Here is a 22288-nt window from a genome sequence, read left to right as displayed (position 1 = left end):
CGTCGGTAGGGCAAGCTGGTAGGCGTGCAAGCAACAGTGACAACAGGTTCCACGCCGGAGGCGACGCCCGTTCCGGGCGACGACATCGCCGTCCTGGTGGACCCGCCGGTCACCGCAGCGCTCGTTGACGAACTCAGCCATCTCTGGGTGAGAGTGACGAACGCCGGCGGTTCCGTCGGGTTCGTCCCGCCGGTCAACATCGACGAGGTTCGCCCTCACACCGTTTCCATTCTCGCGCGAGTGATCGACCAGACTGACACGCTGGTCGCTCTCAAGGAAGGAGCCGCCATTGTCGCTTGGTGTGTCCTCACATCAAACGACAGCCCGCCGCGACAGGGCTGGCGGACCATGCGCCACGTCCAGGTCGATCCCACCCGGCAGGGCGGCGGACTCGGCGGCAAGCTCCTGGCGGCGGTCGACCGCGTCGCCCGCGAGGAGCTGAAGCTCGACGCGCTGAGCCTCAAGGTCCGCTCGGGCACGGGGGCCGACGCCTTCTACCGGCGCCACGGCTTCACCGAGGTCGGGCGCATGCCGCGCGCGGTGCGCATGGCCGATGACGACTACCGGGACGACATCATCATGTGGCGGGAGCTCTCCTAGCGGGTCTCCCGGCCTTCCCGGAACAGCGATCGGGGCGATGTTTCACGTGAAACATCGCCCCGTTGCGCTATGCCCGATCGGGGCCCCGGCGCCGCCGGCCCCGCGTCACTCGACGCCGATCTGCTCGACGATCCGGTCGAGGTCGGCGAGCGAGCCGAACTCGATGACGATCTTGCCTTTCTTCCGGCCCCAGGAGATCGACACCTGGGTCTCGAAGTGGTCCGAGAGGCGCTCCTTCAGCTCCTCCAGACCGGGGGCCTTCACGCGGTCCTTCGGCGCGCGGGAGGACGAGCCGCGCGGCTCGTCGAGCTCCGGCCGCTCCTCCAGGCGGTTGGCCGTCACCAGCTCCTCGGTGCTGCGCACCGACAGGCCTTCGCTGATGATGCGCTCGGCGATGTGCTCCTGCGTGTCCGCGCTGTCGAGGCCGAGGAGCGCCCGGGCGTGGCCCGCCGTCAGGACGCCCGCGGCGACCTTCGTCTGGACGGTCGCCGGCAGGCTCATCAGCCGGATCGTGTTCGAGATCTGCGGGCGGCTGCGGCCGATCTTCTTGGCCAGCTCCTCCTGCGTCACGTTGAACTCCTCGAGCAGCTGCTTGTACGCCGCGCCCTCTTCGAGCGGGTTCAGCTGCACGCGGTGGATGTTCTCCAGCAGCGCCTCGCGGAGCAGTTCCTCGTCGGCCGTGCGGCGCACGATCGCCGGAACGCTCTCCCAGCCGAGGGCGGTGGCGGCGCGCAGGCGCCGCTCCCCCATGACGAGTTCGAAGCGCGCGCCGTCCTCGCGGGGCTCCTCCGCCGTCCGCTCGCGCACCGCGATCGGCTGGAGCATCCCGACCTCGGTGAGGGAGGTCTGGAGTTCGAGGAGGTGCTCGTCGTCGAAGATCTGCCGCGGCTGCTTCGGGTTCGTGCCGATGTCGCCGATCGGGATCAGTTGGAAGCTCGCCCCGGGCACCGGCACGAGGTCCGGCCCCTCCGGTGTTTCACGTGAAACATCCGGAGCGGGGGGCGGTGTTTCACGTGAAACATCGCGCTCGATCGGGGCCGCCTGGCGCGGGGCCAGGATCGGGGCGGGGGCCGCCTCCTCGTCGTCCTCGACCGTCGTGACGTCCGACAGGCCGGTGGGGATGAGGGCGCCCAGTCCGCGACCGAGCCCTCCGCGCTTCGCCGCCGCCATCGACTAGTTGCCGCCCTTCTGGTCCTTGTCACCGCGCCGCGGGGAGAGCTTCGCGCCGCGGCGCGCGATCTCCTCGGCCGCCTCGAAATAGCTCGTCGCTCCCCGCGAGCCCGGGTCGTACGTCATGATCGACTGCCCGTAGCCGGGCGCCTCGGAGACGCGGACGCTGCGGGGGACCACCGCGTCGAGCACGATCTCGCTGAAGTGGCCGCGCACCTCCTGCTCGACCTGGTCGGCGAGCTTGGTCCGCTTGTCGTACATGGTGAGCAGGATCGTCGAGACGCGCAGGCGCGCGTTCAGGTGCGCCTTGATGAGCTCGATGTTCCGCAGGAGCTGGCCGAGACCCTCCAGTGCGTAGTACTCGCACTGGATCGGGATGAGGACCTCCTCGGCGGCGACGAGCGCGTTCACGGTCAGGAGGCCGAGGGAGGGCGGGCAGTCGATGAGGATGTAGTCGAGCTCGCCGCTGAAGGTCGCGATGCTCTTCTGGAGCCGCGCCTCGCGGGCGACCACGTTGACGAGTTCGACCTCCGCGCCGGCCAGGTCGATCGTGGCCGGGACGCAGTAGAGCGAGGGGATGCCCTCGACGGGGGTCGCGATCTCGTCGAGCGACATGCCTTCGACGACCGCCTCGTACACGCTCGGGGTGCCCGCGCCGTGCTCGACACCGAGGCCGGTCGAGGCGTTCCCCTGGGGGTCGAGGTCGACGACCATCACGCGGTTCCCGTGCAGCGCCAGGGCGACGGCGAGGTTCACGGTGCTGGTGGTCTTGCCGACGCCGCCCTTCTGGTTGGCGACGGCGAAGACGCGGCGGCGCGGCGGCCGCGGCATGGTGACCGAGCCGGAGGGGTTCAGCACCCGCACGGCCCGCTGGGCCTCGCGCGCGAGCGGCAGGTCGTCGTCGAGCGGGTCGGGCTGCTTCGGCAGCGCCGCCTCCGCCTTCGCCTGCTTGGCGCTCGGCGTCGCGTCGGGCGCCAGGTGGCGTCCCGTCCTGCCGCGTGATGTGGTCTTGCGCATCCCGTCCCGTTCCCCGCCGTCGTCGTTCCGGTTCGGGGCAGTGCCCCCGCCCGGCTCCTTCGACTCCGATTCTGGCCCAACCTGGCCGGGGCGAGGGGCTGCGCCACCCGGGGCCGGTGAAGTTTCTCGGTAGCGGTGCCGTCGGGAGGGCGGCGCCTCCTCGTTCACCGCGGCATCGAGGAGGTTTCTGATGCGCCGTTCGGCCGGGGTATCGCCGCCAAGGGAACTCGGGTGTTCACGATCTTCGGGGGGAAGGGGGTCGCGCACGTTCACCGCCACAGACTACGGGCCGATGTTTCACGTGAAACATCGCCCTGCTTGAAGAAGCTTACGAGCCATACACTATCCGAACCCCGCGGAGTCCGCCGAGCGCGAAGTGCGGACGACACAGTGAGACATGCCGCGATGAGGCTCTCATCGCGGCATGTCGTTGCAGTGCAAGGTCGTTCAGTTCTTCGATCCGGTGCGGCCCCGGCTCAGCGGAGGCGTTCGATCGTCACCACCGTCGCGGGAACGGTGAACGCGGGGCCGAGCTTGTCCTCGCCGCAGAGGACGATGGCCGGCTTGCCGCCGCCGGCCCGCTTGACGGCACCGCCGCTCTCGGCGACCTCGAGGGCCGCTCCCTGCCCCTTGACGGCCATCATGGCGCCGCCGACGCGGGCGAGCGGGAGGCACCAGCCCGCCAGCTTCGCCAGGGGCGCCACCGCGCGCGAGACCACGACGTCGGCCCGGCCCCGCGGGTCGACCTCGTCGGCGCGGGCCCGCAGCACCTCCACGTTGGGAACGCCGATGGCGTCGACCACCTCGGTCAGGAAGTCCACGCGGCGCTGCATCGGCTCGACCAGCGTCACCCACAGGTCGGGGCGGGCGATGGCCAGCGGGATCCCGGGGAGCCCGCCGCCGGAGCCGACGTCGATCACGTCGGCCTTCTCGGGGACGAGCTCCTCGATCACGGCGCTGCCGAGGACGTGGCGGCCCCACAGCCGCGGCACCTCGCGCGGCCCGATGAGGCCGCGCTCGATGCCGATGGTCGACAGCAGTCCGACGTAGGCCTCGGCGCGGGCGATGCGCTCATCGTCGTCACCGAACACCGAGGCCAATGTTTCACGTGAAACATTGGCCTCGGTGTGGTCGGAGCTCTCGGGCTCCTCAATCATCGATATGCACCTGTCCGCCCCTACTCGGGCTTCACGACGACCCGGCGGCGCGGCTCGGCGCCCTCGGACTCGCTCTGCACACCGTCGGTGGCGTTGATGACGTCGTGGACGCACTTGCGCTCGAAGGCGCTCATCGGGTCGAGCTTGACCACCGCGGCGGTCTCGATGACCCGCTTGGCGGTCTTCTCGGCCAGCTCCTGGAGCTTCTTGCGGCGCCCCGCGCGGTAGCCGCCGATGTCGAGCATCAGTCGCGAGTGGCCGCCGGTCTTGCGGTACACCGCGAGGCGGGCCAGTTCCTGGAGCGCCTCGAGGGTCTGGCCCTTGGGCCCCACGAGGCCGCCGAGGTCCTCGCCGACGATCTCGACCTGGGGGCGGTCGCCGACCACCAGCTCGTCGATGTCCCCGTCGAGGTCGAGGATGTCCAGGAGGCCTTCCAAGTAGTCGGCCGCCACTTCGCTCTGCTCAAAGAGGTCGTCTTCGGAGGCCACCTCGTCCTCCCGCACCGTTGCTCCCATAATTGCCAACTCGTCCTATCGCTCGTTATTGGCCTAGTTTGCACCATTGTGGCTGATCCGGTGGCGCCTGTGCGTCCCCCGGACCCTCCCCCTAGCCTTTTTTCTTCCTGGAGGCCTGCTGTGCGCCGCTGACCTTCTTGGCCCGTGCGATGCGTTCCGCCCGTGAGAGGTTCTTGCCCGAACCGGGTCCGCCCTTGGACGCCGACTTCGGCTCCTCGGAGCCGTTGGCGCCGGCGGCGTCGACCTCGGTGCCGTTGACCGGCTCCTGGAGGCGCTGCGACTTCGGCTTCTGCACCGGCTTCTTGCCCGGCTTGGGGGCCAGCTCCTTGCGGCGCCGCTCGGCCTCGCGCTGCTCCTCGAGCATCTTCTCGTGGGCCTTGGTGCCGGGCTTCGGCGGCTTCGCCGAGGCGTTGTTCTGCACGGGCGGCGGGTACTTGTGCAGCACGTACTGCTGCTGGGCGAGGGAGAAGAGGTTGTTGATGGTCCAGTAGATGACCACGCCGATCGGGAAGGCGCCGGCGGAGAAGATCATGATCACCGGGATGCCGTAGAGCATCACCTTCTGGATCATCCGCTGGTTGGGGTCCTCGTTCCAGCCGGTCTTGAGGATCATCTGACGCGTGGTCAGGAAGGTCGTGAGGATCATCGCCGCACCGAGGATGCCGGCGACGAGCTTCACCGTCAACGAGGAGGAGTCGACGGCCGCCAGCTGGTCGGCGGGGGTGAGGAACGTGCTCCAGAAGGGGGCGCCGAAGAGCTTCGCGTGGACGTAGGTGTTCCAGTCCGAGAGGGCGCCCGCGTCGATGCCGGTCCAGCCGTACGAGTCGGTGAACTTCGTCTGGTCCGGGTCGGGGCGGCGCAGGATGTGGAACAGCGCCAGGAAGACCGGCATCTGGATGAGGATGGGAAGGCAGCCCATGAGGGGGTTGGCCTTCTCCTTGCGGTACAGCTCCATCATCTCTTTCTGGAGCGTCTCGCGGTCGTTCTTGTAGCGCTCCTGGAGCGCCTTGAGCTCGGGGGCGAGCTTCTGCATCGCGCGCTGCGACTGGATCTGCTTGACGAACAGCGGGAAGAGGATGATGCGGAGGGTGAGCACGACGCCGACGATGGCGAGGACCCAGGCCCAGTCGGTCTGGAGGAACCCGTTGTCGTCGCCGCCGAAGACCTTCGCCCACAGGTCGTGCCATCGCAACAGCACCCAGGACACGCCGTTGTAGGCCCACTCCATCACTTGCGGACTCCAGTCTGCTCAGTCTTCGAATTCACGTCGTCCCGTGGGGGTACGGGGTCATGCCCCCCGGGATGAAAGGGGTGGCAGCGTCCCAGCCGCCGCAAGCTCAACCATATGCCACGCACGACACCGTGCCGTGACAGCGCCTCAAGGGTATATGCGCTGCAACTGGGGTAGAAGCGGCAGCGGGCCGGCAGCGCCGGGCTTATCCAACGACGGTACGCGATCACGGGGGCGCCGACCACTCTGACCATCAGGCCCTCGGTCACTCGCGCAAGGGGTTCGGCCGGGGTCGTCCGCGCGGGGAGCGGTCGGGGGGCCCGCCCGGCGGCGGCGCCGGTCACGGCGCGCTCCGGGCCTCGCGGGCTCGGGCGGGCTTGGCGCCCTTGCGGGCGGCCCGCACGGCCTCGGCCAGGTCGCGGTGGAGTTCGGCGAAGCCGCGTTCGGCGGCGCGGGGGGTGGCGCGCACGACCACGTCGGTGCCGGGGGGCCAGTGGGGGAGTTCGGCCGCGGCGGCGTGGCGCAGGCGGCGCTTGACCTTGTTGCGGACGACGGCGTTGCCGACGGCCTTGGAGACGACAAAACCCGCCCGCGCCGTGCGGTTCGCTACGGCTGCGGGCGGTGTCGCCGGCTCGGAGGCCGGAAGGTCTTCGGAACGCGGGGATCCGGGTGCCCAGTGCACGACGACGCCGCCGCGGGCGGCGCGGCGGCCTCGCTTGAGCGCCGAACCGAAGTCCCGGCTACTGCGAATGCGCGCGTCGGCTGGAAGCACCTGGATCACGTCCTCATCGAGGCCCTGAGCGTGGGCGGCGGGCGTCGACGTGCGAAGCCGCGGGCCGCCCGCCAGGGGACGGGAGGCGACCGCTCAGACGGTCAGCTGCTTGCGACCCTTGTTGCGGCGCGCATTGACGATGGCGCGCCCGGCACGGGTGCGCATGCGCAGCCGGAAGCCGTGGGTGCGCTTGCGACGGCGGTTGTTCGGCTGGTAGGTGCGCTTGCTCACGACGGATGTCTCCCATAACGAATCAAATTGCCACTGCGTCGCCCCGGGACCCTGCCCCGGCCCGTGGAGGGCATCGGAGACGCGGAGAACAGCCTAGCAGGGCATTCACGCGGCGCCCCAGCCGCGGACGGCGGGTGTGGCATGCCCCTCTGGTTCGAGCGGGCAACTCGCTCATGTTACGCGCCCCCGCCGGCCGGCCGCCACCGCGGTGCGGTCCGGGCCGTCCTTCCCGCGGGCCCCGCCGCGGCGGCCGCGGGGCCTGCGCAGGACTCCCGCGCCCGTTGCGAGCAGCCTGTGGATAACTTCGCCCGAACGGTGGACGAGTTCGGCGCCCCTGGAACGGCATCGTCGCCAGACCTGCATGAAAACGCAGGTCATGACCATAACTTGAGAAACATCGTCACAAGGCAGGGTGGTGCACAGGCCAGCTGAAGGCCTGTGGATAACCTGTGGAAAACTTGCTGGACGCACTGCGGGCGACCCGGTGCGGCGGTGCGCATCGCCTGCATCGGAGCCTACCTGAGGAGGGTTCCGATCTTCGCGAAACGGCCGCCTCAGGACAGCGGACTAGCGCAGAGGGATGGCGAAGTGACCGACCAAGATCTGTCGGCGGTCTGGTCGGCGGTGACCGCCGAACTGGCCGACACGTCGGCGCTGACCCGCCAGCAGCAGGCGTGGATGCGGCTGACGCGGCCGGTCCTGGCGGTGGGCGGCACGTTCATCATCGCCGCGCCCGACAAGTTCGCCCGCTCGGCGTTCGAGTCGAAGCTGCGCGTGCCCATCAGCGAGGCGCTCACCCGCCGGATGGGCGAGCCGACGCAGATCGCGGTCACCCTCCAGGAGAAGCAGGAGGCCGCCCCCGCCCCGCAGGCGCCCGAACCGGCCCGGGAGGCGCCCCCGGCCGAGCCCGAAGCGCCCGCCGAGCCGCCCCGGCCCGAACCCGTCCGGGACGCGGACGCCACCGTCGTCTTCGAGCGGCCCTCGTTCGAGCAGGCCCGGCCGCTCCCCGCCCCGCGGCAGTCCCCCGCGGCCCAGAACCCGCCGAGCCTGTTCGACACGGCCGCGTTCCGCGCCGGCGAGGCCGGGCCCGCGCCCGAACCGGACGAGCCCTCGGCCCCCGAGCCCGCCCCCGCGGCCCCCCAGGCCGAGGCGCCCGCCGCCCCCCGCTGGGAGGAGCGGCAGGCCGAGCCCCCCGGGGACGAGCTGGAGCGCGTCCTCTCGGAGCACCCGCACCGCCAGGGCGCCAAGGAGAGCGGGTCCGGGCCGCTGGTCGCGCCCCCGCCCGCCGACGACCCCGCGCCCGAGCGCCGGGGCGGGATCACCAAGCCCGCCCGCGAGGCCGCCCCGGTCAAGGCCGCGGACGGGGTGGGCCGGCTCAACCCGCGCTACAACTTCGACACGTTCGTCATCGGCTCCTCCAACCGCTTCGCGCACGCGGCGGCCTTCGCCGTCGCCGAGGCGCCCGCGAAGGCCTACAACCCGCTGTTCATCTACGGCGGCTCGGGCCTGGGGAAGACGCACCTGCTGCACGCGGTCGGCCACTACGCCCACGACCTGGGCACGGCCCACTCGGTGCGGTACGTGACCACCGAGGAGTTCACGAACGACTTCATCAACTCGCTCTCGGACCGGCGCCAGCAGGCCTTCCAGCGCCGCTACCGGGACGTCGACATCCTCCTCATCGACGACATCCAGTTCCTCATGGACCGCGAGCGCACCCAGGAGGAGTTCTTCCACACCTTCAACGCGCTCCACAACGCCAACAAGCAGCTGGTGATCTCCTCGGACCGCTCGCCCAAGCAGCTCCAGACGCTCGAGGACCGGCTGCGGACCCGCTTCGAGTGGGGCCTGCTCGCGGACATCCAGCCGCCGGACCTGGAGACCAGGATCGCGATCCTGCGCAAGAAGGCGGTCCAGGACGACCTCAACGTGCCGACCGACGCGGTCGAGTTCATCGCCTCCCAGATCCACCACTCGATCCGGGAGCTCGAGGGCGCGCTCATCCGCGTCACCGCCTACGCCAGCCTCAACCGCAAGCCCGTCGACCTCGGCCTGGCCGAGGAGGTGCTGCACGACATCATCCCCGAGAACGGCAAGTCCGCCGAGGTCACGGTGGAGCAGGTCATGCAGGCCACCGCGGAGTACTTCGGGGTCCAGTCCGCCGACCTCAAGGGGAACTCGCGCTCGCGGGCGCTCGTGAACGCCCGCCAGGTCGCGATGTACCTGTGCCGGGAGCTGACGGACCTGTCGCTGCCGCGGATCGGCCAGGCGTTCGGCGGGCGCGACCACACCACGGTCATGCACGCGAACAAGAAGATCCGCAAGCAGATGTCGGAGCGGCGGGCCCTCTACAACCAGATAGCGGAATTGACGAACCGTTTGAAACACACCGACGACTGAGCCGGGCTGTGGACAACGCTGTGGAAAAGCTGTGGAAAAGACCGTTTTTCTGTGGAAAACCTGTGGACGGCGTGTGGAAAACACGCGGTGACGTGACGTCCGTTCGCTTTGGGGCTGTGGACAACCCTGTGCATAACCTGTGGAAAAGCTGTGGACAACCCTGTGGATGAGATGTGGAAAACTCGATGGTTGTCGGAGCCTGTGGATAAGCTCCGGATTCATCCACAGGTTTTCCACACTCCGTCCACAGGCCGATACCACGGCGGAGCTGGGAAAAGGGCGGTTTTCCACAGTATCCACAGCACCGACGACTACGACGACAGTTATATCTATAGAGAGTTCATTAGTAATAGCGCTGTGAACAACCGAGCAGCAACACTGAAGGAGCGACCATGAAGTTCCAAGTCGAACGGGACACGTTCGCCGACGCGGTCTCGTGGACCGCGAAGAGCCTCCCGGCCCGGCCCTCGGTCCCCGTCCTCGCCGGCGCCCGCCTGTCCGTCGACGAGGGCACCCTGACGATCTCCGGCTTCGACTACGAGATCTCCACCCGCGTCACCGTCGAGGTCACCGGCGAGTCCGCCGGGACCGCCCTGGTCTCCGGCAAGCTCCTGGCCGAGATCGTCAAGGCCCTCCCCAACAAGCCCGTGGACTTCACCGTCGACGGCCCCCACGCCGAGCTCACCTGCGGGTCGGCGCGGTTCACCCTGCCGACCATGCCCCTGGAGGACTACCCGAACCTGCCGCAGATGCCCGAGGCCATCGGCACCATCGACGCCGAGGAGTTCGCCAAGGCCGTCGCCCAGACCGCGGTCGCCGCGGGCAAGGACGAGACCCTGCCGACCATGACCGGCGTCCAGGTCGAGATGACCGGCGGCGGCATCGGGATGCTCGCCACCGACCGGTACCGCATGGCGATCCGCGACTCCTCGTGGGAGCCGGGCAGCTCCGACGTCGCGGTCACCGTCCTGGTGCCCGCCAAGGCCCTCGCCGACACCGCCCGCACCTTCGGGTCCTTCTCGGGCCCGGTGACCATCGCCGTCCCGGCAGGCACCGAGGGCGCGCCCGGCATGATCGGCTTCACCGCCGGCGGGCGCCAGACCACCTCGCGCGTGCTCGACGGCCAGCTCCCCCCGCTGCGCAGCCTCCTGGCGACCTCGTACGCGACCACGCTGAAGGTCAAGACCTCCGAGCTCATCGAGGTCGCGCGCCGCGTCGCGCTCGTCGGCGACCGCAACTCGCCGATCCGCCTCTCGTTCGACGAGGACGGCCTCGTGGTCGAGGCGGGCGGCGCCGAGGACGCCAAGGCCTCCGAGGCGATGGACTGCGCCCTCGACGGCGAGCCCGGCAAGATCGCGTTCAACCCCACCTACCTGCTCGACGGCCTCGCCGCCGTCGACGCCCCCTACACGGCGTTCAAGATGAACGAGCTCGGCAAGCCGGTCGTGATGACCGGGCAGTCCGCGCCCGAAGATGAGGATTCTGACACAAACCACGACGTCTACCTGTACATGCTGCAACCATTGCGTTGGGACGCCTGACCGCGCGGCGGCGGGGCGAACCGGCATTCGGACTCGTACGTGAGAGGGGGCGCGACGTGCAACTGGGCATGATCGGGCTCGGCAAGATGGGCGGCAACATGAAGTTGCGGCTCGAAAAGGCTGGACACCGGGTCGTCGGCTACGACCGCAACCCGGACGTCGCCGACGTGGGCTCGCTCGCGGACCTCGTCGCGGCCCTCGACGGCCCCCGGGCCGTGTGGGTCATGGTCCCGGCCGGGGAGCCCACCCGGTCGACCGTGGCCGAGCTGGCCGGGCTGCTGTCCGAGGGCGACGTCGTCGTCGACGGCGGCAACTCGCGCTTCACCGAGGACGCCGCGAACGCGCAGGCGCTCGCCGCGAACGGCATCGGCTACGTCGACGCGGGCGTCTCCGGCGGCGTCTGGGGCCTCACCGAGGGCTACGCGCTCATGGTCGGCGGCGCCGACGCCGACGTCGAACGGCTCATGCCGGTCTTCGACGCACTCAAGCCCGAGGGCGAGTTCGGCTTCGTGCACGCCGGCGGCGTCGGGGCCGGGCACTACGCCAAGATGGTGCACAACGGCATCGAGTACGCGATGATGCAGGCCTACGCCGAGGGCTACGAGCTCCTCGAGGCCAGCGAGTACGTCGACAACGTGCCGGAGGTCTTCAAGTCCTGGCGCTCGGGCACCGTGATCCGCTCCTGGCTGCTCGACCTCATGGACCGGGCCCTGACCGACGACGCGGACCTGTCGAGCATCAAGGGGTACGTCGAGGACTCCGGCGAGGGCCGCTGGACCGTGGAGGAGGCCATCCGCCTGCGCGTCCCGCTCCCGGCGATCACCGAGTCGCTGTTCGCCCGCTTCGACTCCCGCCAGCCGGACTCCCCCGCGATGAAGGCCGTCGCCGCCCTGCGCAACCAGTTCGGCGGCCACGCCGTCAAACGGGAAGACTGAGTGGCGGCCGCGCGCCGCGAAGCGGCGTGAGGGGCGACGCGGTCGCGGCGCGCTGTGAAGCGCCGGGGCTCAGCGGACACCGCGCCGCCGCGGCCGAACCGCGGCAGGCATCATAGAGGCGTGCGTGTACGACAGCTGCAACTGAGCGACTTCCGCTCCTACGCGCACGCCCAGGTCATGTTCGACGAGGGCCCATCGATCCTGGTGGGCCCCAACGGACACGGCAAGACCAACCTGGTCGAGTCCCTCGTCTACCTGGCGAACCTCCGCTCCCACCGCGTCGCCGCCGACGCGCCCCTGGTCCGCCAGGGCTGCGAGCAGGCCGTCGTCCGGGCCGAGATCCTCCACGACTCCCGCCGCCTCCTCGCCGAGCTGGCCATCGTCCCCGGGCGGTCCAACAAGGCCCGCCTCAACCGGACCCCCCTCGCCCGGCCCCGGGAGATCATCGGCGCCCTCAAGGCCATCGCGTTCGCCCCCGAGGACCTCTCGCTCGTGCGCGGCGATCCCGCGGCCCGCCGCCGCTACCTCGACGAGCTGCTGTGCGCCCGCCACCCGCGCTTCGCGGGCGTCCGCGCCGACTACGAGCGGGTCCTCAAGCAGCGCAACACGCTCCTGCGCACGGCCTACCTCGCGAAGAAGACCGGCGGCCGCGGCCCCGGCGGCGCCGAGATGGCCACCCTCGACGCCTGGGACGCCCACCTCGCCGGGCACGGCGCCGAGCTCCTGACCGGGCGCCTCGCGCTCCTGGAGGACCTGGTCGAACCGATCGCCAAGGCGCACTCGCGCATCGCCGACGGCCGGTCCGAGGTCGCCATCGCCTACGAGTCCGAGCTCGGCGAGGACCTGGCGCCCGACCAGGACGTGCTCACCGCGCGCCTGGGCGCCGCGCTCGCCGCCGCCCGCTCCAGGGAGGTCGAGCGGGGCACCACCCTCGTCGGCCCCCACCGCGACGACCTCGACCTCGTGCTCGGCTCGCTCCCGGTCAAGGGCTACGCCTCCCACGGCGAGACCTGGTCGGTCGCCCTCGCGATGCGGCTGGGCGCGTTCGAGCTGCTCCGCGCCGACGGCACCGCCCCGATCCTCATCCTCGACGACGTGTTCGCCGAGCTCGACGCGACCCGGCGCGAGCGCCTCGCGGAGTACGCTGAATCCGCACCGCAGGCGCTCATCACGTGCGCCGTCGCCGGGGACGTCCCCGAGCGGCTCACCGGCGCCCGCTACGACGTGTGGGAAGGGGAGGTCAAGCGTGTCCTTTGACGGCGGCTACGACTACCGCCCCCGCCCCCGGCGGCGGGGCAAGTCCGACGACCCGCGCTTCCGCCGGGAGTGGTCGGGCCCGGGCCCCGACAAGCGCGACCCCGAGCTGCTGGGGAGCCTCCTGCCGCAGGTCGTGCGCAAGAACGGGTGGACGCGCAAGGTGGCCGACGCCTCGGTCTTCGGCCGCTGGGAGGCCATCGTCGGCCCCGAGATCGCGGGCCACTGCCGCCCCGAGCAGCTCGAGCACGGCGAGCTCCTGGTCGTGGCCGAGTCCACCGCCTGGGCCACGCAGCTGCGGCTGTTCTCCCGCCAGATCCACGCCAAGCTCGCCGCCGCGCTGGGCCCGAGCGTGGTCAAGCGGTTGAAGATCGTCGGCCCGAAGCAGCCGACACGTTCGTACGGCCCCAGGCGCGTGCGGTTTAATGGCTCCCGTGACACGTTCTGAAGCCGCGCACCCCTAGGTCCGTAGGGGGGTTCATGTCCACGCCTCCCAGTGCGACTGTGACGACAACGAGGCGCACAGAAGCGGAATCGGAAGCCGAGTCGCAGTAGACTTGACCGATGCGGTTCGGCCGGCGCTCCCAGCGTCCGGCCGTCTCCACGGCGGGCCCCGCCCAGACGGGCCCCGTGCGCCCGGCGACCGGCGGATCCGCCGGTCCGGACCGGGCCGACCGCGGCCGGACGGCCGAAAATGTCACAGCCGTGGACTAGCTTTCCCAACTACTGACCGTGTACGACGACAGAAGGAGTTGCCGGTGGCGGCGAAGCAGCAGGACGAGTACAGCGCCAGTTCGCTGCAAGTCCTCGAAGGCCTCGAGGCCGTCAGGAAGCGCCCGGGCATGTACATCGGCTCGACCGGCGAGCGCGGCCTGCACCACCTCATCCAGGAGGTCGTCGACAACTCGGTGGACGAGGCCATGGCGGGCTTCGCCACGGACATCCTGGTGACCCTCACCGAGGACGGCGGCGTGAGCGTCCGCGACGACGGCCGCGGCTTCCCCGTCGACCTCCACCCCAAGCTCAAGAAGCCCGGCGTCGAGGTGGCCCTCACCGTCCTCCACGCGGGCGGCAAGTTCGACTCCCAGACCTACGCGGTCTCCGGCGGCCTGCACGGCGTCGGCGTCTCGGTGGTCAACGCCCTGTCGACGCGGGTCTCGGTCGAGATCCGCCGCGACGGGCACGTGTGGCGCCAGGACTACAAGAACGCCCAGCCCGGTCCGCTCGAGAAGGGCGAGAAGACCGACGAGACGGGCACGATCGTCAGCTTCTGGCCCGACGGGGACATCTTCGAGACCCTCGAGTTCGACTACAAGACGATCTACCGGCGCCTCCAGGAGATGGCCTTCCTCAACAAGGGCCTCGCCATCACCCTGCGCGACGAGCGCCCCGACCACCTCGACGACGAGGGCGCCGTCCGGGAGGTGACCTTCAGATACGAGGAGGGCATCGCCGACTTCGTGCGCCACCTCAACGCCTCCAAGAACCCCATCCACCCCACGGTGGTGCAGTTCACGGCCGAGGACGAGCAGGAGCTCCACACCGTCGAGGTCGCGATGCAGTGGAACGAGTCCTACGGCGAGTCGGTCTACACCTTCGCGAACACCATCAACACCCACGAGGGCGGCACCCACGAGGAGGGCTTCCGGTCGGCCCTGACCAACGCGGTCAACCGGTACGGCCTGGAGAAGAAGATCATCAAGTCGGAGAAGGACCGCCTCTCTGGCGACGACATCCGCGAGGGCCTGGCGGCGATCATCTCCGTCAAGCTGCGCGAGCCCCAGTTCGAGGGCCAGACGAAGACCAAGCTCGGCAACACCGAGATCAAGGGCTTCGTCCAGCGGGTGTGCAACGAGTGGCTGCCCGACTGGCTCGACCGCCACCCCAAGGAAGCGCGCGTCATCGTCCAGAAGGCCTCCAGCGCCGCGAACGCCCGCAAGGCCGCCGCGCAGGCCCGCAAGCTCGCCCGCCGCAAGAGCCTGCTGGAGACCTCCTCGATGCCCGGCAAGCTGGCCGACTGCCAGTCGACCAACCCCGAGGAGTGCGAGATCTTCGTGGTCGAGGGCGACTCGGCCGGCGGCTCGGCCAAGCAGGGCCGCAACCCGCGCACCCAGGCGATCATGCCCATCCGCGGCAAGATCCTCAACGTGGAGAAGGCCCGCCTCGACAAGATCCTCAAGAACAACGAGGTCCAGGGCATGATCACCGCCCTGGGCACCGGGATCCACGAGGAGTTCGACATCGAGAAGCTGCGCTACCACAAGGTCATCCTCATGTCGGACGCCGACGTCGACGGCCACCACATCAACACCCTGCTGCTGACGCTGCTGTTCCGGTTCATGCGCCCGCTGGTGGAGATGGGCCACGTCTACATGAGCCAGCCGCCGCTGTACAAGATCAAGTGGAACAAGAAGGGCGACCTGGTCTCCTACGCGTACTCGGACGCCGAGCGCGACCGGATCATCGAGGAGGGCGTCGCCTCGGGCAAGGCCGACCCGCGCCGCTCCGACGGCGTCCAGCGCTACAAGGGCCTCGGTGAGATGAACTACACGGAGCTGTGGGAGACCACCATGGACCCCTCGCAGCGCAACCTCCTCCAGGTTCAGCTCGACGACGCGGCAACCGCCGACGAGCTCTTCAGCGTCCTCATGGGTGAGGACGTGGAGAGCCGCCGCCGCTTCATCCAGGAGAACGCCAAGGACGTCCGCTTCTTGGACATCTAGCGGCCCGCCGACCACGATCCGACTGAGACAGCAAGGAAGCACTGGTGCCTGAGAACAACCAAGACCAGGTGGAGATCCCGGAGGGCCACGGCCGCATCGAGCCCGTCGGCATCGAGGTGGAGATGTCGCGCTCCTACCTCGACTACGCGATGAGCGTCATCGTCGGGCGCGCGCTCCCCGACGTGCGCGACGGCCTCAAGCCGGTCCACCGCAAGATCCTCTACGGCATGTACGACGGGGGCTACCGGGCCGACCGCGGGTACGTCAAGTGCTCGCGCGTCATCGGCGACGTCATGGGCCAGTACCACCCGCACGGCGACGGCGCGATCTACGACTCGCTGGTGCGCATGGCCCAGGACTGGAGCCTGCGGTACCCGCTCATCGACGGGCAGGGGAACTTCGGCTCCCCGGGCAACGACCCGGCCGCCGCCATGCGGTACACCGAGTGCCGCCTCGACCCGCTCGCCATGGAGATGCTGCGGGACATCGACGAGGACTCGGTCGAGTTCGAGCCGAACTACGACGGCAAGACCACCGAGCCGATGATCCTGCCCTCGCGGATCCCGAACCTGCTCGTCAACGGCTCCGAGGGCATCGCGGTCGGCATGGCCACCAAGATCCCGCCGCACAACCTGCGCGAGGTCGCGGCCGCCGTCTACTGGTGCCTGGACCACCCCGAGGCCACCGAGGAGGAGGCCCTGGAGGCGATCCTGGGGATCATCACCGGGCCGGACTTCCCGACCGGCGCGACCATCCTCGGGCGCGCCGCGATCGAGGACGCCTACCGGACCGGCCGCGGCTCCATCAAGATGCGGGCCGTGATCGAGGTCGAGGAGGACGCCAAGGGCCGCGCGTGCCTGGTCGTCACCGAGCTGCCCTACCAGGTCAACCCCGACAACCTGGCCGAGCGCATCGCCGACCTCGTCAAGGAGGGCAAGCTCGGCGGCATCGCCGACATCCGCGACGAGTCCTCCGGGCGCACCGGCATGCGGATCGTCATCGTCCTCAAGCGCGACGCCGTCCCCAAGGTCGTGCTCAACAACCTGTACAAGCACACGCAGCTCCAGGAGACCTTCGGCGCGAACATGCTGTCGCTGGTCGACGGGGTCCCGCGCACGCTCAACATCGCGCAGATGGTCCGCTACTACGTGGCGCACCAGATCGACGTGATCCAGCGGCGCACCCGCTACCGCCTGCGCAAGGCCGAGGAGCGGGCCCACATCCTGCGCGGCCTCGCCAAGGCCCTGGACCTGCTCGACGAGACCATCGCGCTCATCCGCCGCTCGCCCTCGGCCGAGGAGTCGAAGCAGGGCCTGATGTCGCTGCTGGGCGTCGACGAGATCCAGGCGACCGCGATCCTCGACATGCAGCTGCGCCGCCTCGCGGCCCTGGAGAGCCAGCGGATCCTCGACGAGCTCGCCGAGATCGAGACCCGCATCGCCGACCTCGAGGACATCCTCGCCAAGCCCGAGCGCCAGCGCGCGATCGTGCGCGACGAGCTCAAGACCGTGGTCGAGCGCTGGGGCGACGAGCGCCGGACGCAGATCATGCCCGACGCCGGCGAGGTGTCCATGGAGGACCTCATCGCCCGCGAGGACGTCGTGGTGACGATCACCCGCGGCGGCTACGTCAAGCGCACCAAGACCGACTCGTTCCGCTCGCAGAAGCGCGGCGGCAAGGGCGTCCAGGGCGCGCAGCTCAAGCAGGACGACATCGTCAGCCACTTCTTCGTGTGCACCACCCACGACTGGATCCTGTTCTTCACGAACAAGGGCCGCGTGTACCGCGCGAAGGCGTACGAGCTGCCCGAGGCCAGCCGCACCGCCCGCGGCCAGCATGTGGCGAACATCCTCGCGTTCGGCCCCGACGAGACGATCGCGCAGGTCATCCAGCTGGCGCACTACGAGGTGGCGCCGTACCTGGTGCTCGCGACCCGCAACGGCCTGGTCAAGAAGTCGAAGCTCACCGACTTCGACTCCCCGCGCACCGGCGGCATCGTCGCCATCAACCTGCGCGACGGCGACGAGCTCGTGGGCGCGGCCCTGGTCGACCAGGAGGACGACCTGCTGCTCATCTCGCGCAAGGCCCAGTCCATCCGGTTCCAGGCCACCGACGAGGCCCTGCGGCCGATGGGCCGGGCGACCAGCGGCGTGATCGGGATGCGGTTCGTCGGGGACGACGAATTGCTCACCATGATCGTCCTGCGCGATAATATGGACATCCTCGTGGCGACCAGCCGCGGTTACGCGAAGCGGACTCCCGTCGACGCCTATCCGCCCCAAGGCCGCGGCGGGAAGGGCGTGCTGACGGCTAAGATCACGGAGCGACGCGGCGACCTGGTGGGGGCGCTGTCGGTGACGCAGGACGACGAGCTGTTCGCGATCACCTCGGAGGGAGGCGTCATCAGGACACCTGTGAAACCGGTCCGGCAGACTTCGGACCGCAACACCATGGGCGTCAAGCTGATCGATCTGCCCGAGGAAGTCTCGCTGCTCGCCATCACCCAGAGCGCCGAGGAACCCGACGAGGGGCAGGACGAGTAGATGACCGAAGCGAAGGCTACCGCTGCGGCGACCGAGCGCGACGAGGACGTTCCGGAGTTCTCGGAGGCGCCGGACGCGGACGGGCCGTCGAAGGCCGACGACGTGTCGTCGGTCTCCGCGCCGCCCGCCCAGGACCAGACCCTGACGCTCCGCAGACCGCCGGGCATGACACCGCCGCCGGTGACGCCCGAGGCGATCCCGCCGATGTCGACCGGGAACACCGCGGCGAACCAGGCCGCGGGCGTGGCCTCCTCGGCCCGCGTGGCGGACGCGGTGCGCGCCGCGCGCGCCGCGGTGAGCCAGGCGGCGGCGCGGGGCCCGCGCCGGGCGCGGCTGCGCCTCAAGCGGATCGACCCGTGGTCGGTGATGAAGTTCGCGTTCGCCGTCTCGATCGTGCTGTTCATCGTGATGGTCGTGGCCACCACCGTGCTGTACATCGCGCTCGACGCGATGGGCGTGTTCGACACCGTGAACGACATGCTCCAGATGCTCATGGGCACGAACGCGGAGGCGGGCGCGGCCTCCTCGGCGGCGGCGGACTTCCGGATCACCGCCAAGGGCGTCATCGGGGCCGCGGCCCTGCTGGGCGTGGTGAACATGGTCCTGTTCACGGCCCTGGCGACGCTGGGCTCGTTCATCTACAACGTGTGCGCCGACCTCGTCGGCGGCGTCGAGGTGACGCTCGCCGAGCGCGACTAGCGACGACGGGGCGGGGCGGTGGGGTAATCTTGCTCAGCGTCGCCGATGAGGCCTCACCGACCAGGTGGGACTCGGGTCCGCGACACCAGCCAGGGCCGCCGCTCAGGTGGTCGGAGCGTCCGCCTCCGGTGTCGGCCCCGGACAACTGAACAACCCGCGAGGGCGTATAGCTCAGGTGGTTAGAGCGTCGAGCTGATAACTCGAAGGTCCCAAGTTCGAGTCTTGGTACGCCCACTGAAACCCGCCGTGAACCGGCGGGTTTTCTCATGCCCGGCGGCCGGTGCGCCCCGGCCTGCGCCGCGGTGGTTCGCTATGCTGAGGCGCATCGTGCAGTGCCGATCACGGCATTGCTGTTCGCGGCAATCTCTGATATGGGGGCCTGGGTCCATGTGGAAGAAGATCTTGATCGTCGCCGGTGTGGCCACGGTCGCGTTCGTGGTGGCCAAGAAGGTCAAGTCCATCAACGACGACCGCACCCTCTGGCACGAGGCCACCACCTCCGCCGAGGACGTGCGCTGACGCCACGCGTTAGCCAGCTCACTGCGATCCGGGTATCCTCGTCGGCGCGGTGGGCGCGGCGGGGATACTCGTGAGGTTCAGTCGTGCGACAGGCACTCGGCCGCCGAGCGGCTGACCAGGGGCCATAGCTCAATTGGCAGAGCACCGCCTTTGCAAGGCGGGGGTTAGGGGTTCGATTCCCCTTGGCTCCACCGAATCGGACACGGAACATGCGAGGGACCATCGGGCGATGGTCCCTCGTCGCTCGTCCGGCAGGATATCGACGGATCGGGGCCGGGGGGCGGTGCGCCGTTCGCGCGCCGACCGGATTGGCGGGGCCTCGGTAAGCTGAGCCGGTTTCCGCACCCGGACGGGGGTCGCATGTCCGTGAACGCCGCGCTCGCCATCGACTTCGGCACCTCCAACACCGTCGCCGTCCTGCGCCGACCGGGGTCCGCGGACCGCCCGCTGCTCTTCAGCGGGTCGCCGGTCATGCCCTCGGCGGTGTTCCTCGACGCCGACGGCCGGTTCCACACCGGGCGCGAGGCCCACCGGATGGCGCAGCTCGACCCGGCCGCCTTCGAACCCCATCCCAAGCAGCGCATCGGCGACGACCTCGTCCTGCTGGGCGACCGGGAGGTCCCGGCGGTGGACCTGGCGGCGGCCGTTCTCGGCAGGGTGAAGCGGGCGGCCGTGGAGGTCGTCGGCGAAGCGCCCCCGGCGGTCCTGACCCACCCGGCGCCGTGGGGACCGCGGCGCACCGCCGCCCTGGAGCGGGCGGCCGCCGCGGCCGGTCTGGACGTCGTCCGGCTGGTCGCCGAGCCCGTCGCCGCCGCGCACCGGTTCGCCCGGATCGAGGCGGACACCGCCGCGGGGCCCATCGGCGTGTTCGACCTCGGCGGCGGCACCTTCGACATCGCGGTGCTGCGACGCGACCGGACCGGACGGCTCGCCGTCGCCGCCCAAGGCGGCCGGGCCGATCTCGGCGGCGTGGATCTCGACCAGGCGATCATCGACCACCTCGGCGAGCTGACAACGCGGCACCACCCCGAGCTGTGGCGGCGGATCAGCGGTCCCCTGACCGCCGCCGACCGCCGCGCCCACCGCCTGTTCCGCGACGACGTGCGCGAGGCGAAGGAGATGCTGTCGCAGTCGTCGATGGCCCCCATCGCACTGCCCGGCCTCGACACTGCGCTGCACCTGACCAGGGACGAGGTCGACCGCCTCGCCGCCCCGCTCGTCGAAGCGGCCGTGGCGGTCACCGTCCGGGTGCTCGGCGAGGCCGGATGCGCGCCTTCCGACCTGGCAGGACTGTTCCTGGTCGGCGGTGCCAGCCGCATGCCGCTGGTGGGGCGGGCGCTCCATCGGCGGCTCGGGACCGCCCCGACCGTGCTCGAGCAGCCCGAGTTGGCGGTCGCCCAAGGCGCGCTCGACGCCGCCGCGCAGCCGGCCGCGTCGCCCGAACCGGAGCCTCCGGCACCGCCCCCGACCCACCGCCCGGCCCCGGACCTCGGCGCACGACCCCCGGTGCCGCTCCCCCCGCCTCCCCGGCGGCCCCCGCGTTCACCGGCGTTCGCCGCGGGACTCGGCGCGTTCACGGTCCTGGCCGATTTCACGGCCTCGATCATCGCCGCGCCCACGATCGGCCGCGACCTCGGCGCCTCCGCCGCCGCACTGCCATGGGTCGCCGGCGGCTTCGCACTGGCCTTGTCGGTGCTGCTGCCGCCGCTCGGATCCCTGGCCGACCGGTGGGGCCTGAAGCGGACTTACCTGGCCGGTCTGGCCGGATTCGCCGCCGCCGCGCTCCTCTGCACCCGGGCCTCCGACGTCGAAGCGCTCGTGGCCGGGCGCCTCCTCCAGGGGGCGGCCGCGGCGGTGGTGCTCGCACCCGCGATCGCGCTGCTGCACCGCGCCCGCCGGGACCGGGGCCGAGCCCCGTCCTTCGGCGTCTGGGGGGCGGTCGCCGCCGCCGCGGCCGTGACCGGCCTGATCCTCGGGGGCATGCTGACCGGGTCGCTGGGATGGAGGGCGGTCTTCGTCGCCGAGGCGCTGGCCGGGCTGTTCGCGGTCGTCGTGGGCGCCGTCGCGGTGACGGAGCCGCGGCGTACCGGAGAGGGCCGCCTCGACCTGCGGCTGCTGGCCCGTCCCGGATTCGCGGGGGCCGTGCTGGCCGCGCTGCTGGTGTCGGCCGCCGCCTTCGCCGGCCTCGTCCACCTCTCCGCCTGGGTCCAGTCGAGGGAGGTGGGGCTGGGGCCCGGCGGCAACGTGCCGGTCGCCGCGGTCCGGGTGCCGCTGCTGATCGTCGCGGCGGCCTTCGCCGCCGCCATGGTGTCCGCGAGAACGCTCCGCAGGGTCCCGCCGTGGATCGGCGTCGGCCTGGGGCTGGCGCTCGTCGGCGCGGGCGGGTTCCTGCTTTCCGGTGCGGTGACCGGCGGCCTGACCGCCGACGACTGGAGATCCAGCGTGCCGGGCCTCCTCGTGACCGGCGTCGGCGTGGGCCTGTGCGTCCCGGCGCTCAACGCCGCCGCCGCGGCCGCCGTGCCGAAGGGCCGCGAAGCCCTGGCCGCAGTGGTCCTCAACGCCTCCGGTCAGGCCGGTCTCGTGCTCGGCCTCGCCGTCCTGGGCGCCGTCTTCACCAGCCACCCGCTCGGTCCGGGAGACACCGGCCCGCTCTTCACGACGCACTTCCTCGACGGGGCGGACGTCGTGAACGCCTTGCGGCCCACCATGCTCGCGGCCGGGTGGATCGCCCTGGCCGGTGCGGTCCCCGCCGCCCTCCTCCTCTCGCGAACCCGCCGGCCCGCGGGGCACCGGGACGAGCCGTCCCCGGCGGCGGGCGGGGAACGGCCGGACCCGCCCGGCGGCGACCGCTCCGCCGATCGCTGAGACCGCGGCGGCGTGCCCGGTCTCCAGCGGCGCCTCGGCCTCCCACCGGCCCAGGGGCCCGGTCGATCGCTCCCGGGGTCGGTGCGGCGGGACCGCCGGCGGCCGTTCGCCCTGGG

19 protein-coding genes and 2 tRNA genes are annotated in these 22288 nt (G+C 70.7%); 13 read left to right on the top strand and 8 right to left on the bottom strand.

What is annotated here, in order from left to right; translation table 11 throughout:
- The first annotated feature begins 24 nt into the window (after positions 1-24).
- Positions 25-600 carry a GNAT family N-acetyltransferase gene (locus tag LO763_RS00395; RefSeq protein WP_230599858.1) on the top strand — a complete coding sequence of 192 codons (576 nt, stop codon included), beginning with the start codon at positions 25-27 and terminating at the stop codon, positions 598-600.
- Between the two features lie 105 nt (positions 601-705).
- On the opposite strand, the gene LO763_RS00390 is transcribed toward LO763_RS00395, so the two are convergent.
- The 8 genes from LO763_RS00390 to rpmH form a co-directional block, all read right to left on the bottom strand.
- Positions 706-1770 carry a ParB/RepB/Spo0J family partition protein gene (locus LO763_RS00390; protein ID WP_230599857.1) on the bottom strand — a complete coding sequence of 355 codons (1065 nt, stop codon included), beginning with the start codon at positions 1768-1770 and terminating at the stop codon, positions 706-708.
- Between the two features lie 3 nt (positions 1771-1773).
- A complete protein-coding gene (locus tag LO763_RS00385; protein WP_369431885.1) occupies positions 1774-2787 on the bottom strand; it encodes a ParA family protein in 1014 nt (337 codons plus the stop codon).
- 476 nt (positions 2788-3263) lie between these two features.
- Positions 3264-3944 (bottom strand): 16S rRNA (guanine(527)-N(7))-methyltransferase RsmG, encoded by a 681-nt coding sequence (gene rsmG / locus LO763_RS00380; protein WP_230599856.1) that lies wholly within the window; start codon positions 3942-3944, stop codon positions 3264-3266.
- A gap of 20 nt (positions 3945-3964) precedes the next feature.
- Positions 3965-4459 (bottom strand): Jag family protein, encoded by a 495-nt coding sequence (locus LO763_RS29505; RefSeq protein WP_369431884.1) that lies wholly within the window; start codon positions 4457-4459, stop codon positions 3965-3967.
- Between the two features lie 91 nt (positions 4460-4550).
- Positions 4551-5690, bottom strand: coding sequence for a membrane protein insertase YidC (gene yidC / locus LO763_RS00370; protein ID WP_439650247.1), 1140 nt, complete (start codon positions 5688-5690; stop codon positions 4551-4553).
- Positions 5687-5944: a membrane protein insertion efficiency factor YidD gene (gene yidD, locus LO763_RS00365; protein WP_230600427.1), complete on the bottom strand. Its 258-nt coding sequence runs from the start codon at positions 5942-5944 to the stop codon at positions 5687-5689. Before yidD ends, yidC begins: the two co-directional genes overlap by 4 nt.
- 86 nt (positions 5945-6030) lie before the next feature.
- Positions 6031-6462, bottom strand: a complete 432-nt coding sequence (gene rnpA / locus LO763_RS00360; RefSeq protein ID WP_230599854.1) for a ribonuclease P protein component — start codon at positions 6460-6462, stop codon at positions 6031-6033.
- A gap of 93 nt (positions 6463-6555) precedes the next feature.
- Complete coding sequence (gene rpmH / locus LO763_RS00355) at positions 6556-6693, bottom strand: 50S ribosomal protein L34 (protein ID WP_091053947.1); 138 nt, start codon at positions 6691-6693, stop codon at positions 6556-6558.
- A 588-nt stretch (positions 6694-7281) separates the two neighbouring features.
- Between rpmH and dnaA the strand changes: the two genes are divergently transcribed.
- The 12 genes from dnaA (at position 7282) to LO763_RS00295 (ending at position 22172) form a co-directional block, all read left to right on the top strand.
- Positions 7282-9093, top strand: a complete 1812-nt coding sequence (gene dnaA, locus LO763_RS00350) for a chromosomal replication initiator protein DnaA (RefSeq protein ID WP_369431883.1) — start codon at positions 7282-7284, stop codon at positions 9091-9093.
- A gap of 392 nt (positions 9094-9485) precedes the next feature.
- Positions 9486-10634, top strand: coding sequence for a DNA polymerase III subunit beta (gene dnaN, locus LO763_RS00345; protein WP_230599853.1), 1149 nt, complete (start codon positions 9486-9488; stop codon positions 10632-10634).
- A gap of 56 nt (positions 10635-10690) precedes the next feature.
- On the top strand, positions 10691-11569 hold the full coding sequence (gene gnd, locus LO763_RS00340; protein ID WP_230599852.1) for a phosphogluconate dehydrogenase (NAD(+)-dependent, decarboxylating): 879 nt from the start codon (positions 10691-10693) through the stop codon (positions 11567-11569).
- 177 nt (positions 11570-11746) lie between these two features.
- Positions 11747-12826 carry a DNA replication/repair protein RecF gene (gene recF / locus LO763_RS00335; protein WP_439650255.1) on the top strand — a complete coding sequence of 360 codons (1080 nt, stop codon included), beginning with the start codon at positions 11747-11749 and terminating at the stop codon, positions 12824-12826.
- Positions 12816-13271, top strand: coding sequence for a DciA family protein (locus LO763_RS00330; protein ID WP_230599850.1), 456 nt, complete (start codon positions 12816-12818; stop codon positions 13269-13271). The genes recF and LO763_RS00330 overlap by 11 nt, the downstream gene beginning before the upstream one ends.
- Positions 13272-13581: 310 nt before the next feature.
- Complete coding sequence (gene gyrB, locus LO763_RS00325; protein ID WP_369431882.1) at positions 13582-15546, top strand: DNA topoisomerase (ATP-hydrolyzing) subunit B; 1965 nt, start codon at positions 13582-13584, stop codon at positions 15544-15546.
- A gap of 122 nt (positions 15547-15668) precedes the next feature.
- Complete coding sequence (gyrA, locus tag LO763_RS00320) at positions 15669-18089, top strand: DNA gyrase subunit A (protein WP_439650254.1); 2421 nt, start codon at positions 15669-15671, stop codon at positions 18087-18089.
- Entirely contained in the window at positions 18090-18788 is a 699-nt protein-coding gene (locus LO763_RS30235) for a DUF3566 domain-containing protein (RefSeq protein WP_230599847.1), read from the top strand. It begins immediately after the preceding gene.
- Between the two features lie 160 nt (positions 18789-18948).
- Positions 18949-19022, top strand: a tRNA-Ile gene (locus tag LO763_RS00310).
- A gap of 153 nt (positions 19023-19175) precedes the next feature.
- A complete protein-coding gene (locus tag LO763_RS00305; RefSeq protein WP_218125197.1) occupies positions 19176-19307 on the top strand; it encodes a DLW-39 family protein in 132 nt (43 codons plus the stop codon).
- 118 nt (positions 19308-19425) lie between these two features.
- A tRNA-Ala gene (locus tag LO763_RS00300) sits at positions 19426-19498 on the top strand.
- 169 nt (positions 19499-19667) lie between these two features.
- Entirely contained in the window at positions 19668-22172 is a 2505-nt protein-coding gene (locus tag LO763_RS00295; RefSeq protein WP_230599846.1) for an MFS transporter, read from the top strand.
- Positions 22173-22288: the final 116 nt, after the last annotated feature.

Source organism: Glycomyces amatae, from assembly GCF_020991375.1.
Classification (GTDB): Bacteria; Actinomycetota; Actinomycetes; order Mycobacteriales; family Micromonosporaceae; genus Glycomyces; species Glycomyces amatae.
This window is presented reverse-complemented; position numbering and strand designations above follow the sequence as displayed.

What these genes read in the sequence shown, in the direction of transcription:
- LO763_RS00390 (WP_230599857.1), bottom strand. Translation starts at nt 1,770, where the DNA reads ATGGCGGCGGCGAAGCGCGGAGGGCTCGGTCGCGGACTGGGCGCCCTC.
- LO763_RS00385 (WP_369431885.1), bottom strand. Translation starts at nt 2,787, where the DNA reads ATGCGCAAGACCACATCACGCGGCAGGACGGGACGCCACCTGGCGCCC.
- rsmG (WP_230599856.1), bottom strand. Translation starts at nt 3,944, where the DNA reads ATGATTGAGGAGCCCGAGAGCTCCGACCACACCGAGGCCAATGTTTCA.
- LO763_RS29505 (WP_369431884.1), bottom strand. Translation starts at nt 4,459, where the DNA reads ATGGGAGCAACGGTGCGGGAGGACGAGGTGGCCTCCGAAGACGACCTC.
- yidD (WP_230600427.1), bottom strand. Translation starts at nt 5,944, where the DNA reads ATGGTCAGAGTGGTCGGCGCCCCCGTGATCGCGTACCGTCGTTGGATA.
- dnaN (WP_230599853.1), top strand. Translation starts at nt 9,486, where the DNA reads ATGAAGTTCCAAGTCGAACGGGACACGTTCGCCGACGCGGTCTCGTGG.
- recF (WP_439650255.1), top strand. Translation starts at nt 11,747, where the DNA reads ATGTTCGACGAGGGCCCATCGATCCTGGTGGGCCCCAACGGACACGGC.
- gyrA (WP_439650254.1), top strand. Translation starts at nt 15,669, where the DNA reads ATGTCGCGCTCCTACCTCGACTACGCGATGAGCGTCATCGTCGGGCGC.
- LO763_RS30235 (WP_230599847.1), top strand. Translation starts at nt 18,090, where the DNA reads ATGACCGAAGCGAAGGCTACCGCTGCGGCGACCGAGCGCGACGAGGAC.
- LO763_RS00305 (WP_218125197.1), top strand. Translation starts at nt 19,176, where the DNA reads ATGTGGAAGAAGATCTTGATCGTCGCCGGTGTGGCCACGGTCGCGTTC.
- LO763_RS00295 (WP_230599846.1), top strand. Translation starts at nt 19,668, where the DNA reads ATGTCCGTGAACGCCGCGCTCGCCATCGACTTCGGCACCTCCAACACC.